The 15,073-nt window shown below is 37.9% G+C and carries 13 protein-coding genes; 9 read left to right on the top strand and 4 right to left on the bottom strand.

Annotation, left to right across the window (positions count from 1 at the left end; translation table 11 throughout):
• The 3 genes from G1O98_RS30445 to G1O98_RS39110 all read left to right on the top strand — a co-directional run.
• Nucleotides 1-1,110: HlyD family efflux transporter periplasmic adaptor subunit (locus G1O98_RS30445; RefSeq protein WP_163936139.1), on the top strand; the 1,110-nt coding region annotated here is incomplete at its 5' end.
• 110 nt (nucleotides 1,111-1,220) lie between these two features.
• Entirely contained in the window at nucleotides 1,221-3,401 is a 2,181-nt protein-coding gene (locus G1O98_RS30440; RefSeq protein ID WP_163936136.1) for a glycosyltransferase, read from the top strand.
• 199 nt (nucleotides 3,402-3,600) lie between these two features.
• Nucleotides 3,601-3,849, top strand: coding sequence for a hypothetical protein (locus G1O98_RS39110; protein ID WP_175586934.1), 249 nt, complete (start codon nucleotides 3,601-3,603; stop codon nucleotides 3,847-3,849).
• 326 nt (nucleotides 3,850-4,175) lie between these two features.
• Here G1O98_RS39110 and G1O98_RS30430 read toward each other — a convergent pair whose 3' ends face one another.
• Nucleotides 4,176-4,913 (bottom strand): IS4 family transposase, encoded by a 738-nt coding sequence (locus G1O98_RS30430; RefSeq protein WP_163936133.1) that lies wholly within the window; start codon nucleotides 4,911-4,913, stop codon nucleotides 4,176-4,178.
• A gap of 83 nt (nucleotides 4,914-4,996) precedes the next feature.
• Here G1O98_RS30430 and G1O98_RS30425 point away from each other — a divergent pair, with 83 nt between their 5' ends.
• The 6 genes from G1O98_RS30425 to G1O98_RS30405 all read left to right on the top strand — a co-directional run bounded on the left by G1O98_RS30425 (nucleotide 4,997) and on the right by G1O98_RS30405 (nucleotide 10,105).
• Nucleotides 4,997-5,422, top strand: coding sequence for an ISAs1 family transposase (locus tag G1O98_RS30425; RefSeq protein ID WP_345940607.1), 426 nt, complete (start codon nucleotides 4,997-4,999; stop codon nucleotides 5,420-5,422).
• 550 nt (nucleotides 5,423-5,972) lie between these two features.
• Nucleotides 5,973-6,620, top strand: coding sequence for a sigma-70 family RNA polymerase sigma factor (locus G1O98_RS30420; RefSeq protein WP_163936131.1), 648 nt, complete (start codon nucleotides 5,973-5,975; stop codon nucleotides 6,618-6,620).
• A gap of 187 nt (nucleotides 6,621-6,807) precedes the next feature.
• Nucleotides 6,808-7,437, top strand: coding sequence for a hypothetical protein (locus G1O98_RS30415; RefSeq protein ID WP_163936128.1), 630 nt, complete (start codon nucleotides 6,808-6,810; stop codon nucleotides 7,435-7,437).
• 495 nt (nucleotides 7,438-7,932) lie between these two features.
• Nucleotides 7,933-8,445, top strand: a complete 513-nt coding sequence (locus tag G1O98_RS30410; protein ID WP_163936125.1) for a hypothetical protein — start codon at nucleotides 7,933-7,935, stop codon at nucleotides 8,443-8,445.
• A 257-nt stretch (nucleotides 8,446-8,702) separates the two neighbouring features.
• Complete coding sequence (locus G1O98_RS39505) at nucleotides 8,703-9,092, top strand: hypothetical protein (RefSeq protein WP_207794518.1); 390 nt, start codon at nucleotides 8,703-8,705, stop codon at nucleotides 9,090-9,092.
• A gap of 239 nt (nucleotides 9,093-9,331) precedes the next feature.
• Entirely contained in the window at nucleotides 9,332-10,105 is a 774-nt protein-coding gene (locus G1O98_RS30405; RefSeq protein ID WP_163936121.1) for a thioredoxin domain-containing protein, read from the top strand.
• A gap of 692 nt (nucleotides 10,106-10,797) precedes the next feature.
• On the opposite strand, the gene G1O98_RS30395 is transcribed toward G1O98_RS30405, so the two are convergent.
• The 3 genes from G1O98_RS30395 to G1O98_RS30385 form a co-directional block, all read right to left on the bottom strand.
• Complete coding sequence (locus G1O98_RS30395; protein WP_163936118.1) at nucleotides 10,798-12,654, bottom strand: ABC transporter ATP-binding protein; 1,857 nt, start codon at nucleotides 12,652-12,654, stop codon at nucleotides 10,798-10,800.
• Between the two features lie 439 nt (nucleotides 12,655-13,093).
• Nucleotides 13,094-13,294, bottom strand: coding sequence for a hypothetical protein (locus tag G1O98_RS30390; RefSeq protein ID WP_163936116.1), 201 nt, complete (start codon nucleotides 13,292-13,294; stop codon nucleotides 13,094-13,096).
• A gap of 180 nt (nucleotides 13,295-13,474) precedes the next feature.
• Nucleotides 13,475-14,701 carry a pentapeptide repeat-containing protein gene (locus tag G1O98_RS30385; RefSeq protein ID WP_163936113.1) on the bottom strand — a complete coding sequence of 409 codons (1,227 nt, stop codon included), beginning with the start codon at nucleotides 14,699-14,701 and terminating at the stop codon, nucleotides 13,475-13,477.
• Between the last annotated feature and the right edge of the window lie 372 nt (nucleotides 14,702-15,073).

Genomic DNA, 15,073 nt, shown 5'->3' with positions numbered 1-15,073 from the left:
GGTATGCTAACAGATATACGGGCACAACAAGAAGGTGTGATTTCAAAAGTTACAGTCAAAACTGGTCAGTCTATAAGCTCTGAGAAGTTGTTATTTGTTATAAAAAATCAACGCACTAGCCAACTTCAAGCTCAAGAAATTTCTAGTCGCCTGAATCAACAAGAAGCAGAGTTAAGACAGGCTCAAGAACGTTTAGCGCATAAACTGTCACTTCTGAATATAGTAAATCGAGATGCTGTAAACCAGGAGAGGTTGGCAGTCTCGGAGAATCAGCAAAACCAAAAGCAATTGCTGTCCGATCTTGAAGGTACAAAGTCGCGTTATAAACTTGCAGAATTAAACTATAAACGAGCAAAGCTTTTAAAATCAGAAGGAGCGATCGCTGAAGCCAGCTTTGATGCAGCAGAGATCGAACTCAAACAGCGTGAAAGTGAAGTAGAAAGCTTGCAAGCTAAACTTGCAGCCTTACAAGTTAACCAGGATGCTGTTCGTAATGGCTTATCATTATCCAGAACAAGGAGTAACTACGACCCAAGCATTCGTTTAGTAGAATTGCAATTGCAAATTGCTGAAGACCAGCAAGGAATTGAAACCTTGAAAAAAATGATTCAAGGAACTAAAGCAGAGTTTGATCAGGCAAAGAAAGATTTACAACACAAGCAGGTTGTAACAATCAAATCGCCGGAATCTGGAGTAATGTGGCGGCTGACTGCCCAACTTGGCAAGTTTGTACAACAAGGAGAATCGCTAGGGCAAATTGCGGCCTGTAATCAACGATGGGTAGATGCTTGGGTGGACGAGCAGAAGGTGCAATTACTTCAAGTTGGAACTCCAGCCGAGATTAAGCTGAATGGTACAGCGTCATCCGTTACCCTGACAGGAAAAATCTCGGTGATCCGTTCGGGGATCGGGCGATTATCTGCTGGAGAAGATACTGTTGTAGCAATGATGCCAAACTTACCACGACATACGCAAGTGCATATTACATTAGATACGGAACCTAACTCTTCCTCATCCGAGAATATGCATAATGGCAATCTTTGTTACATCGGTTATACAGGGCGGGTGGTATTCAAGGTACGATCTACCAGTTTTTTTGCAGGCTTCTAATTTGCACGTGTTGCCAATAATTATACATATTTCCTCATCCTAATACACTTCTTAAAAGTTTTCGCCTCCGCATTCTCAAGGAATTTTGAGTTTTTACTACTGTTATAAAAATGACGAAACCCGATCCTCAAAAAGTCTTTTCTTCATGGGTCTGGGCACTGTTTATCATCAGTGCCATTGTATTTGTATCAACAGTATTTATTAGTACTTGGACAAGCACAGGACCGACGCTTTTTCCAACCTATGAAGTCAATCCAACCATTACGCGATTATTGCCAACTGGATTACAGGTGCCATCCATCGACTGGGAGTTATCATTTCCTCTTGTTGCTGTTCTTCTAATTTGTGTTTGTCTCCGATTTATTCGCTCTACAAATAGTAGCCGCTTTGTCATGAAATTAATCCTATTATTTCTGGCAACACGCTACTTTATCTGGCGAACAGTTGCCACCTTAAATTTGTCCCATCCAGCTAGTGTAGTTTTTTCTTTAACAATTTATATTTTAGAAGTAATTTCCTTTGTTTCTTGCTGTTTATATACACTGCAAACTATTTGGTCAACCTCCAAAGCCCGAAGTGCACAGGCGAATCAATATTCTCAAGCTGTTCTTTCTACCCAATATTTTCCCTCAGTTGATGTGCTGATTCCTACTTATAATGAGCCAGACTATATTGTTCGCCGAACTGTTATTGGCTGTCAGGCAATGGAGTATCTCAACAAAACTATTTATATTTTGGATGATACTCGCCGCCCTCACATTAAAGCACTGGCACAAGAATTGGGGTGTGAATACATCACTCGCCCAGATAATACCCATGCAAAGGCTGGTAACTTAAATAACGCGTTGAAGCATATTGGCGGTGAATTGATTGTACCTATCGATGCAGACTTTGTGCCATTCAAAAATTTTTTGACTCGAACGGTTGGCTTTTTTCAAAATCCAGAAATTTCCCTTGTCCAGACTCCGCAATACTTTTACAATCCGGACTATCATGCTCGTAATTTAGGGTTAGAAAATTTTCTACCCAATGATTTAGAACATTTCTACGGATTACAGCAATCAAATCGAGATGTGGGCAATAGTGTGATTTGCTGTGGCAGTTCCTATGTTGTTCGACGAAGTTGTCTCGATGCTATTGGAGGTTATTACACTCGATGCTGCGTTGAAGACTTTCAAACATCTTTGCGAATGTTGACACATGGTTTTCGGCTGATTTTTCTCAATGAAGTTCTTAGTACAGGAGAATCAACTCGAACCTATACAGATTTTATAGATCAGCGACTTCGCTGGTTACAAGGAAATTTTCAGGTTTACTTTTGTGGCGATGATATTCCGATTTGGTCGAAACTGAACTGGATTCAAAAAAGCTACAGCATATCGCAGCTTCTTTATTGCTTTCAATCAGTCTTTCGAACTGTTTTTCTATTGGCACCTCTGTGCAGTGCCTATCTTGGAATTTCACCCTTTATTGCAACCCTGCCTGAAATTCTCTACTACTTCATGCCATTCTGGTTGTTGCATATTGCAATTTATGGTTGGGCATCAAATTACCGAGTTTCTTACTTTTGGAACGAAGTATACGAAACAATTTTTTGTTTTCCAGCACTCAAGCGATTGTGTCTCATTATTCGCAATCCTTTTGCAAAAGCAAGTCGAGCTACTCGTAAAGGGGTCAAGGCAGATCGAAAGAATTACAATTTCAATCATACATTACCACTCATTATACTTTTAGCATTGTCGGTATTGATTATTGGATTAAATCTTGTTGGGGTACAATTTGGAGTTTGGTTAACTTTGGATGAAAGTTCTGGTGTATTAATATTCTGGCTTTTCTACAATGCTCTATTTATGGGAGTAGCTATTCTATCAGCTATCGACCAGCCAATTCGGCGGACAATGGATCGTTTCCCTTTAAAAACAGCTTGTAAGATTACAGTCAAAGATCAAGTTTTTTTGGGTTACACTCAAAACCTTTCTGAAGGTGGAGCTAGAGTTTTGTTGATTACGCCAGATGTCGCCCTCAATACATCAATTGTCGAGGTTACATTTTTGGAGTATGGCTTTTCCATACAGGCGGAAATTGTACGTTTTTTTGTCAAGAAGGATCAGTTCGGCATCGCCCTGCAATTTGTCCAGGTTGAAACTGAGCAACAGCGTAAATTGGTTGAGGTACTGTATACCGAAATGACTTGGTGGAAACAGCGCAAGAAGCCTGGAACTTTAGACTCTTTTCTGGCAATGATAGCCTCCACAATTCAAGCAAGACCACTTCTCAATCGGTATGACTGAACAATCATTAGTCTATACTTTTGCAGTTTTTTCATGTCCTGTTTAAGTAATTATAATTAGTTGACTTGGGCTAGTTGAATAAAATAACTGTTTAGCAATGCTTAATTTTGAACGATATTTAATATTAATATTGTGCTTAAGCATACTTTTAGTGAACCAGAGTTCAATTTTCATAGAAACACTTACTCTTTTATCCTTTATGCAAGCCAATCAACTCACCTTGTCAGAGCAAATTGATCGAACTCGTACAGGAAATATTGTTATCCAGGTTGTTAATTCTAAGCAACAACCAGTCTTTGGTGTAGAAGTTAAATTTGAGCAGGTTAAGCATGAATTTGAGTTTGGTACAGCACTCAGTACTGAAATATTTGCTCAAGGCGCTAATCGGGGTGAAAGTAGCGAGGACACTGTTGGCGAATTCAGAAAAAATCTTTGCTCGGTTGCTTAGTTCAGCAATTATCGAATAAGCTGCTGTTATGCCAACGTCAAAGCAATGGGTTTACTCTTGCATTACACCTTTGAGTCATTACGTGTAATTACTGCCTATATATCCATCTTCTGTCACTCTCCGGGAGGGCGATCGCTAGAAGCCTGATGAGGCAATCAATACAAGCTATACTATTAGAAAAAAATGAGTCTTGTATTTGTTATTAGAAAAGAATCGCGCGATCGCTTGCTATACAAAAGCTCTAGAATCCAGAAATGGCAAATGTTTTAGGAGAGTGACAGAAGAGGGATAAACCAGCCTTCTTCTGTTGACCATCCTTTGAGCGCTCACTTCCATTTAGCAGCTAGGTTAAAACCTGGAACTTTTTGACTTTTTGTGACCTTAATGTTTGGCAGAAATAGAGAAACCCCTGGTTCTAAACCTAAGCTATCAAGTGACCGCCAAATTTCATCTTCCCCAAGGATAAATTCATTCTTTTTTAATCTCAAACAGAACTGTACTTTTTGCGCTCTGAGCCAGTTAGCTAACTTTACAGAACAAAATTCTCTGTCCCCTAATACAACAGTTTGATATTTATTGAATAATGGTAGTACTTGAGAAAATATTTTTGATTGCTCCTCAAAATTGCTATTTCCCAATCTGGGTAAAAATTCCCAATATATTGGGATAGCTCTTTGGTCATAAATTAAACTAATCATCATTAAATTGTTTCGCTGCCATTTAGTCCTATCAATTACTAAATAAATTCTTTGATTCTCCTGAAAGTTTTGAGTTAACCAGGTTTTTATTATCGGAAACCAAATGGACTGAATATTGAGTATTGGTAGTGATAAGAATCTTGGAATTTTCTTGCGTCTGCTTTGAAATAATATTGGTAAAGGTAAGGCATTTGCTATTTTTTCTAGACTGACTCCTTTAATATCTTGTAGTACATTAATCAGCAGGTTTAAAAACAATAATTGGGACTCTGAGAGTTGATTTTCTAAGTTCGTTTGATACGATGGAGGTAACATTTTCAATAGATAGGTCTTCTTGACAATGATTGACCTATCTTTTTCTACCATAATTCGGTCAAACCTTTGCATGATTTGGAATATAAGCCGCGTGTCGCCCCTTCAGCGAAAACCGTAAAGTTTACACCTTAGCAGTGTCACAGATTACTGGACTTTATGAACTAAACTTATGGGTAGGACTGAAAACAATAGTGATGGTAGTGCGTTCAATTCAGCATTGGAATAAAACTACACAAGAGCTGCAATTTTACATGACTAGTCTCGCCGGTGATGCAAACAAAATTGGTAGTGCAATTCGACAGCATTGGGGAATAGAAAATTCTGTTCATTGGACATTAGATGTTACTTTTCATGAGGATGAGTCCCGAATTCGTTCTCTGCACAGCCCACAAAACTTTGCTTTACTACGTCGCATTGCCCTCAATGCTTTAGAGCGAGAATCATCTTTTCGTCGCAGTATTCGCCAAAAATCACGACGAGCAGCTACATGCTTTCTGTGTTGGCTGCGGCTCTCTCAAACTCAGACTCTCTGCCATAATCTCCCTGTCAATAGAGTTTGAGACGCGCTAACCCTGCTTCATATCTGAACATTGCTTACTTAGCAGTTACATTTGTCTTGATTTTCATGTATCTAAAGAAGTAAAACGTGATCACTTTGGAATGATAATTTCTTGACACTACCTTCATCTAAATCTTAATCATTATTTTTTGTAAACAAGTCTAGCATCGCTATTATAAAAATCTTGATGAGAGGTAAGTTTAAAAGAAGAAACTAATTGAACACTACTGGTTGTATTTCTAAAGCTGTAAGAATGACCAGCATGTAGTTCGAGGATTTGAAGCACTTTTAACTGCTTGGTTAAACCCGAACCTTCTTACACTATCGTTAGCCTTAGAACGCAAGTTAACGCCAATAGGCATTTTACACTTCTTCCGGTAGGGTTTGTAGTGTCTACTGGCAGGAAGCAAATCCTTGTACCAGAAAGCTCAAAGGATTAGAGCAAACTTTAAACATACTGCGATTGCTACATAACTGGGTTCAACTTGGCAGTGGTTTAAGCAAAAAACTACACCAATACACACAATGTCCAAGCGAGAAGGACGTGCCAGATGTTATCACAACAGCAATCAGAGTGTTATTACCAGGAAATTCTACGCGACTCGTACTATTCTCACAAACTAGAGCAGATTGCTCGTAAATACACTAGGGATACAAGCTTATCTTGGGAAGATGCCGTTCAGGCAGTGCATTTAAAAGTTTTTCAGACTATTCAAGCTGGAAAATTTCAGTCAAGGGAAGTGGAACAGTTTTATCATTGGGCTTTCACGGTAGCTAAGTGTGAAGTCATTGATTTTGTTCGTAAAGAAAGACTGCGAAATTATCAAAGTTTAGATTGCGTTATTCCTGAGACAGATATAGCTCTGCTAGATACGATTCCTGATGAATATAATGCCTTAGACGCAGCAGAGCGTGCAGATTTGATTATTAAAGCGGTAGAGGCGATTCACCAGCTTGATCAAAAGCATCCTCATCAAAAATACCTTAAGCTGTGGCAAGGGAAGATTGACGAGAAAACACAAAAGCAAATTGCTAGTGAACTAGGAGTTAGCCAAAGTGAAGTTTGTAAACGTTGGCAGGAACTTGTAGAACGAATTGCTGAGGCGTTAGGATTACTTAAATTTGAAAACGTTAAGCAAAAACAGCAAGCAATTGGCAAGCAGAAAACAGAACACAAATGTTCGAGGAAACAATGGTAAACCAATAGCTCATATATTGGATATTGCTCAAATTTGTAAAGATTTAAACGAGCCGTCATAATTGGGCGTGCTCGTTCGTTAACTAATATATAGATATAATCACACTCCAAATCCCCAACATTAAGGTACCTTCGTTGGGTATTACAAAGTTATGCGTATAAATAGGAATAATACACAAACTAGTAACATGCCAATCCCACAGGCTGGAGAAATCTGGGAAGTGAGTCGTTTGGTGCAAAGTCCTCTAGAATTCTCACGTGAAGAGCAACAATCTTTGTACCCCTCTTCAGTACAAAGATTTTTAGCAGGAAGCTTACCACCGCGCTATGTGATGATTGTCAAAGAACCTGAATCATCAGTAGAAGCACAACAGTGGGCAATTGTCACTGTGATGTTGTTATCTGTCAAAACAGAGTTTCTCAACGATGTGGATTTGTTGATTCCTCCAGAGATGTCTGGGGTTGGACAAGATTTGCTAACTGAGACTTGGCATGTTGTTCCTGCATTAACTTGTAATTTACTACAACCAGTTGGAAAAAGGCTCTCACGCGAGATTTATGACCACTTGTTGGCAGTAGGAGATTATTACCACGGGTTAATTGAGGAACTACCAGCAGTGTCGGAAACTTATAGATTAGGACTAATAAGTGGGAACTTAGGTGCTGCAAAAGACTCAGCAATTCAAGCTTTTCATGAGCAAGAGGAAGCTTGGAGTGATGTGTTGACAGTGCCAGTGGCAGCTTACCAGACTTACTTAGAAAGCATAAAGTTTACGAATGCAGTATTAGACGAAGCATTGCATCTAGAACAAGAGTGAGCAGAAGTTTCTAGAGCAATACATGAATATTGATGAGTTGGTAACTGCAAAATATTTTTGAGCTTGAATATAAAGGAATGTAAATTAATATTTTGCACTTGGAGCTTTTATATCCTGATTGTACTTGTAAAAATGCAAATATCCTAACGAGCTAGCGTAAACCTTCCTTGCTTTACCGTACAATAAATTCCATAAATCCCCCAACACAAATATTGGTAGCTAAAATTCCTGGATTTTAGAGAACACGGTAAGGGCTAAAAGATTTATCCTGTAACGCCACAAAATTTTTTTTGCAAGTTTTGGAATATTTCGCGTTTGATGATCGTTATAAGAAATAGAAGCTGCAAATCATTAAGTTTATAGGTAGAGGAGAAAGCCTAACTGTAAGTCAATAGGTTCAGTTAAGCATTTTTCTCTCTTCTGCTTCCCTTAGCAGTTTAGCTGAAACACATATGAATTTACCAGTTCTCGTAGAGTTAACTACGGAGTCACAATATGGTTAGACAGCACAAACACTTGTTAAGAAGATTTAATCAGTTACCTGTCCTAGCGATGCTAGCTATTTCAATATTTACTTTGACCGCTCAAAAAACTTTAGCGATACCTCTTAAACCCATTCTTGATCAAAAGAGTAGGTACATCTTAAAAGAAGTGTTTGGTATTGACTCTGGTACACAAACAGTATCGCCAACAAATCAACTATCAACTAATACGCAACAAAAAACAACTAATTCTCCCTCGACAATTTATACCTATCCCTCATCAACTGGCATATCTATTTACGCGCAAACTTATCCAGGATATACATTAAGTTGTCCTCCAGCATCTTCAACTTATTCTGCGCCCTATACACCCCTATATCAACAAGGGAATCCAGGATACATACAAAGCTCTTCTCCAACACCGCCAGGATATCCAGCATCGAATTACATACCCACATATCCACAAGGGAACCCAGGATATCCGGCAGTACGATCAAATCCCATCATAATCATTAATAGCTATTGAAAAGTGAGGTAAGAATACTAATTTTTGTTTTAGAACACCGCGATATTTGTTACTAGTTTTGAAGTATTTTGCATTTGGGTAAATTACATATCTCTGGCATAATTGTCTAATTAAAAATATACAATCTTTGACTGGTAAGACTTTGCTGAAATGCTTTATAAAAATATTTACCATCTAAAATAATTTTACAAGTCAAGTTACAAAAGATTTTTGCTTTTTCAATACTTTCCTGAATTAAAAAAAGTGGATTTAAGAAGATGTTTACAACTCGTAGTTTGTCTTTTTTATTCTCTGTTCCAACGATAGTGTTACTTTCTTGCTCAAATGTTCTAGCTCAAGATTGTAAGATAAAAACTATAAGCGGTCTTCCACATTCATTTACAGGAGTATCAAGATGTCAAAATGATAACGAGTGGGCTTCTGAAGCTCAATCCAGATGTCAGGCAGCAATCACAGCAGAGTACCCTACTTCCGCGTTTCGTATTAGACAATTGTTCACACCTACCTATCGAGGTAATTTAGTAGTTGAAGATAAGTGCAAAAGAGAGGTTCTTGGTCAATGTGTTGATTACTACCGCGAATGTACCGCGACATTTTCAGAACTCAATTGTCAAGCTGAAGTTTGTAGAAGAAAGGATAGCTTTTAATACCGTGATAATTCGGTTATGATTTGTGAAAAAAGAATGGGGCTTACAGCCCTAATTGACTAAAAATGGAGTGTAGGTAAATGAAGAAAAAATTGTATTTTTGTACACCTTGCTCTGAAACCAAATAGGGTTCAAGTCCCCATCAATTACCCTACATTCCACACCCTTATTTTTGACGTGAACGAAGTTTTACAATTAAAGTCTGATTGCTAACTGTTAGATTTTGTCACTGTAGTTTTATGAAAATAAGAACTCTTTTAAAAATCTTACTAATCACTATTTTAGGTTTCTTTTTTGTTATAGGAGGTTTTTCTATAATCTTCGCCAATGAAATACCATCAACAGAATCCAAATTTGAAAATGAGGTAAGAGAAGTAATACTTAAAAATCCAGAAATCATTATAGAAGCAATTGAGAAATATCATATACAGCAAGAAAAAAAGCTGATACAACAAAGAAAAACTAATTTGAATAAACTTCTCTTGAAACCAGAAAAACTAGTCGCTGATTCTCCTCGAAAAGGAGCACAAAATCTAGACATAATTTTGATTGAGTTTGCAGACTTTCAATGTTCTTTTTGTTTAGAAGTTCAACCTGTCCTTAAAAATTTTATAGCAAAACATAAGAATGAACTAACTTTTGTTTATAAACATCTTCCTTTATTTACTATTCATCCTGATGCTATGAATGCTGCTAAAGCTTCTTGGGCAGCAGGCAAACAAGGTAAATTTTGGGAATATCATGACGCATTGTTTGAGAACCAAAAAAAATTAGGAGAAGAACTTTATTTGGAAATAGCAAGCTCTTTAAATCTCAATATGGAGAATTTCAAAAAAGACAGTGAACTTGCAACAAAAGAAATTTTAAAAGATATTGAACTTGCTTCAAGTTTAAATATAACAAGTACTCCTTTTTTTATATTAAATCATGAGTTTATTAGTGGAACTATTAAAGTAGAAGATCTAGAAACTCTACTTAAACAAGCAAAGGCCCGAATGTTAAAAGTGACGTGAGTTCGACGGGTTGAAAATTTTGCATCCGTTGCGCATGAAGGGCTGCATCGGCAATCAACGTATCTCGCTGGCGGATGTAACTGCGTAACACACAGATGTGGTCATCTAGGCGAAATAAGCCTGCTAACAGTCCATAACTGTGTAAGTTGCCTCAACCATTGACAATCTAGAGCAGCAATCCAGTAGAAGATATTGACAAATTATGCAGAGTATGTAGTATTAAAATTAAAAATTTCTCCAGCATTCCTTTCAAGCATACGAGCAAGAACGTGGAGATTGTGAACAACAGCCATACGTCAAAGGTAAAAAAGGTTTTTGCGTAAGCCAATGTAGCAAGCTTTATCCCCTTGCCACTGACCTATATGAGCTAAACTATGCTCAACGCTAACGCGCTCGCGTTTTGTGTAAGCCTTAGCCTATAACCATTTTCTATATCCACCCAAACATCTCAACTGTATAGTTGCAGGTTATTTTGTCTTCACACACATTCCTGTATGTCACTGAAAAGATAAGATGAGCAAGTTGCTCACTTTATGCCTTCAAAGCGGGTTGCTCAACTTCTGCTTTCGAAGTAAAGACAGTGAACTGAAACAGAAAGCAACCCTGTTGCTTGATCTGCTGGTTCATAACAGCTAAAGTCACAATCACTTTTTTGAAAGTTTAATTACCCAACCTTAATTTGATAGTTCGGTCTATTGATAGCTACTTGCTTGACGGCTAAACATAAGATGATATTGTCCACCTCTTACTATTAATTCCTCATGACTTCCTATTTCTATAATCTTGCCATTTTCTAAAACAATAATCCGGTCTGCCAGTTTGGATAAAGCTAAACGATGACTGATGAAAACAGCCATCTTATTAGCAGCAATGGTACGTAAAAGCTGGTAAATTTCATGCTCGGTTTTCGGATCGAGTGCGCTTGTCGGTTCGTCCAAAATTAATAGTTCTGCCGAGGATAATCGCATCAGCGCACGAGCGATCGCAATTCTTTGCCACTGTCCTTGCGATAAGTCTACCCCACCTGCTAATTGCTTACCTAATAGCGTCTCTAAGCCTTGGGGCAGATTGTCCACTACCTTGGCAATTCCAGCTGCCCTCAGTGCCTCTTTGATGGCGTTAACATCCTGTAACGCAGATAAGTACCCAAAACCCACATTTTCACACACTGTGGCTGGAAACCGAGCGTAATCTTGCATCACCACAGCAAGGCGTGAGTATAGCTGTACCAAGCCAATTTCGCGCAAATCCTGTCCATTCCACAAAATTTCGCCACTTCCTGGATCGTACAGGCGACAGAGTAACTTAGCCAGAGTTGTTTTCCCCGCACCATTTTCCCCAACTAAGGCGATCGTTTGGTGCGGCTGAATTGTGAGGTTAATGTTGTCCAGAATCTTGCTGCCACTACCTGGATAAGAAAAAGACAAGTTCTTGATTTGGATTCCCTGTTGCTTGGCGATCGCCTTTGGTGTCAAAGACAATTTAGCAGCAGTATCCTCCCTTGAGGCTAACGATAACCGCAATTTCGGCTTCAGTTCTAATAATTGAAAAATCGGACGAGTCCCCAACACCACATCATACAAGTTAGACCCATTATTAATTAGTAAAAACAAACTCTGGCGTACTTGTAGGATCAAACCTGCATAAAGTGCTAAATCTCCTAAAGTATAAATTCCGCGTAAAGCTCCTATAACAACATAAATGTAGGGTAAAGCGGTTCCTAATCCATTCACCATTGACCAAGTGATTACCAGCACCGTCCCTTTTTTGCGGATTTGCTGCATCGATCTAAACATGGTCTGGAAAAGATTTTGCCACCGCTCCAGCAATAAAGGTTGTAGCTGAAATAAGCGTAATTCTTTGGCATAAGCTTCACCCACTAAGACATCCCTATGCAAGTTCATTTGGCGGACAAGACTCGCCTGAGTTTCTTCGACTTCCCAGCTTTTTTTGCGGTAAGTCAATTCCACATAAATCGCTGGTGTAGCAGAGGTAAATAAAATTAACGGTATCCACCAAGCAATTGAGCCAGAGAGCAAAATAGCAGGAATTAAAATAAAAAAACCATGCAAAGTTGTAATTACAAACAAGGATAGTTCCTTGAGCCGTTCTATTCCTGTTTCTGCCAGTTGCACCAAGTTCAACAATTCGGGGGTTTCAAATAACGCGATATCCGCAAAATTAGCAACTTTATTCAGCACAATACTTTGAGCGAAACCTTGAACGCGATCGCGCAGAGAAGAAAAAACCAAGCTAGCGATCGCGTTCATTGATTCGGTTAATAAATTAAGTAGTATTAATCCTCCAATGCTCCCAAGTAAGATTGGCTCCTGTAGGATAAAAATGAGCGAGCTTACTGTTGTATATTTCCCTAATAAATGGGAGATTTGGTCAATAATAATTTTGTTGAATAACAGTGAAATTGCTGGGCTAGAACCACTAATTAAAGTTAAAAATATCAGAGTGCGTAACTCAGTAGGTGCTGATTGAATTACTAACATCAGACTACGCCGAAAAGTTTGAAGCAGGCTGAGTTCACTTGGTTGCATTTAAGGTTAAATAATATCTTTCATTTAAATATTCTAATCAACAATAAATATTTTTGAATTCATCGTTCATTTTATTTCAAATTATATACAATAGAGTTGTAAAAACTTTCGACTTTATTACTATGTTTAAGCAAAATTTAAAGTCTTCAACAGAGCTGCTAATACAGCTAGCTAAGACCGATAAAAGACTGCCCTATCGCAAACCTGAAGTTTTTTCGCTTGGTAATTTAGAACAGATTCAGGCTGGGGTTAACGGATCTCAAAATGATGGACCTAATACATCTTACTGGTGGAATCCTTGACTAAAATTAAGATTTTTTCTGGCGTTGCTGAGTATGAGGATGAATTGATTTACTTAGGTACAGTTTGATACCACAGTAATTTGTTTTTTTTGAGCTTATGAACATTTATAATTCATCTAATTCTCCAACTTCTGGAATCACATCTTCTTTTTAACGAGAAAGGCAGAAGGTAGAGTTTCTACCCTTTGCCCAGAAGTTCTGGCGACCGCAAGGGAGCAAGGGCCTAAGTCCCCCATCATAATCTCTGATTTGGTGGCTAAGAATTGAGCGGGGTTAAAGCCCCGTTCAAATTCTTCCCTTCTGCCTTCTTTACCTCCTTCATTGGTTTGACAACCCATAATATTGACTTACATTTTTAAACATTCTTTTTTAAAGATTCTTTTTTCAGATCCTCAGAATATACTTTTGGTAGATTGTATGTGTCAATAAAATTGGCATTAGCAAAAACGGGTGGAACGCAGTCACATTGTATAAAACAGTGATTTTGTTTACCTTTCCATTTGCTGTTATTGTGATTTTTAAGGGTATTTAATATATTTAATATTGGGTTTGCATACTAAATCTATACAAGACAATGTTACCCAAGGTTTTCCACAATTTTGGTTGGATACATCTCCTTTAGGTAGTGTGGTCTTGCAAAGATAGGCGTTCTTTAATTTGTGTTTTGGGACTGTGGCATTGGTGAGAGTAGCATCGGTGAGATTGGCACCTCTGAGATCGGTATTGGTGAGATTGGCATTGGTGAGATCGGCATTAGTGAGATTGGCATTGGTGAGATTGGCACCTCTGAGATTGGCACCTCTGAGATTGGCACCTCTGAGATTGGCACTTCTGAGATCGGCATCTTGAAGATTAGCAGCGCGCAAATCGGTTCCCATCAAAGAAGCTTGACTGAGCTTGGAACCGCTGAGGTTCGAATCGCTGAGGTCGGCTTCTGAAAGGAAAGCGTTAGATAAATTGGCATTACCAAAGTCCGCGTTTTTGAGGATAAAGAGGTCTAATTTGATTTTGGAAAGTTCGAGACTGTTCAGGTTAATACCGTTTAGAAGATTTGCTTTTTTCTTTTGGTTTTCACACTCTTCTCTCTTCTCTTTTGTATTGTTTGATTCAACACAACTTCGGTCTTTACTAACTAACTTTGTTTCTCTCAAGAAATTAGTAAGCAAGTCGCGGCGTTTTGTATCTAAACGTAGCAAGTTTAAGGTGGTTAAAGTTTGCGCCCTCGCGATAGCCTCCAATTCTTTGGACTGACTGTCTTTTACTTCTGTTAATATTTTCACTATCTTGTCTCTGTCTGTTTTTTTTATCACCTTTTCTTGTAATTTTTCTAATACATCAATGAGTTGGGAAAATGAGTCTAGATTATTAGAGTTTTGGTTTTCTGTACCAATCTGGTAGGAACCTAGTTTTTTATCAATCAGTATGTCTGTCATTTGATTGAAATAGTTGTCTAGGGCTGTTTGCTGGTATCTTTCTGCTGCAATTTGTACTTGGTTATTTTGGAAACTATAGTTTATCCAAAGACCTACTAAGCCCAAGAAGGTAGCTCCCCCTATTAATTGCAGAATATCCCATAAGTTTTTACCAGCAAAGCCAGTGTTTTTGTAGAACTGGGATAGCCCATTTCTTGGAGGTATGTCGCGCTCTTGATTGTTTAGAGGTATGTAATACTCTTGTCGTATACGGTGTTGCTTTTCTGTTTCGGAGTAATCAATAGCTTGCTGATTTTCTTGTTTATTCAACATTTTAATCGCCGTCCTTCTCTAAAAAAAGAATATCTCAAACGGAAAATGATGATTTTCCTGTAATTTGTCAAAAAACAAATGAAAATAAAGGAAAATATAAAGAAAAATATTTAAATCAAGAATTTTATTAAACATATTCCCTATTTTGTTGATTTTATAGCTTATTTAATTGATTTTGATGATTTAGTAAGATAGAAGCTAAAATTGTTCCAATTTATAGATGGGTCTAGATAATTAGCGGATGATGAAAAAGTTTGACTTCTATTCTATAAATGAATGAGTCAATGTAGACAATTATTGCAACATTTTTTAGTATTGTATCCGTTCAAAAGAATGTTTTATTTGATGCAATGTTTTAGGTAAAACTAACAA

The sequence above is a fragment of the Nostoc sp. UIC 10630 genome, assembly GCF_010747425.1.
Classification (GTDB): Bacteria; Cyanobacteriota; Cyanobacteriia; order Cyanobacteriales; family Nostocaceae; genus Nostoc.
Note: the sequence above shows the minus strand (reverse complement) of the source record. Positions and strands in the feature narration are given on the sequence as shown.

Coding starts and splice junctions, on each gene's coding strand:
- G1O98_RS39110 (WP_175586934.1), top strand. CDS start 3,601: ATGCAAGCCAATCAACTCACCTTGTCAGAGCAAATTGATCGAACTCGT.
- G1O98_RS30390 (WP_163936116.1), bottom strand. CDS start 13,294: ATGGGTTGTCAAACCAATGAAGGAGGTAAAGAAGGCAGAAGGGAAGAA.
- G1O98_RS30410 (WP_163936125.1), top strand. CDS start 7,933: ATGGTTAGACAGCACAAACACTTGTTAAGAAGATTTAATCAGTTACCT.
- G1O98_RS30405 (WP_163936121.1), top strand. CDS start 9,332: ATGAAAATAAGAACTCTTTTAAAAATCTTACTAATCACTATTTTAGGT.
- G1O98_RS30430 (WP_163936133.1), bottom strand. CDS start 4,913: ATGGTAGAAAAAGATAGGTCAATCATTGTCAAGAAGACCTATCTATTG.
- G1O98_RS30420 (WP_163936131.1), top strand. CDS start 5,973: ATGTTATCACAACAGCAATCAGAGTGTTATTACCAGGAAATTCTACGC.
- G1O98_RS39505 (WP_207794518.1), top strand. CDS start 8,703: ATGTTTACAACTCGTAGTTTGTCTTTTTTATTCTCTGTTCCAACGATA.
- G1O98_RS30415 (WP_163936128.1), top strand. CDS start 6,808: ATGCCAATCCCACAGGCTGGAGAAATCTGGGAAGTGAGTCGTTTGGTG.
- G1O98_RS30385 (WP_163936113.1), bottom strand. CDS start 14,701: ATGTTGAATAAACAAGAAAATCAGCAAGCTATTGATTACTCCGAAACA.
- G1O98_RS30440 (WP_163936136.1), top strand. CDS start 1,221: ATGACGAAACCCGATCCTCAAAAAGTCTTTTCTTCATGGGTCTGGGCA.
- G1O98_RS30395 (WP_163936118.1), bottom strand. CDS start 12,654: ATGCAACCAAGTGAACTCAGCCTGCTTCAAACTTTTCGGCGTAGTCTG.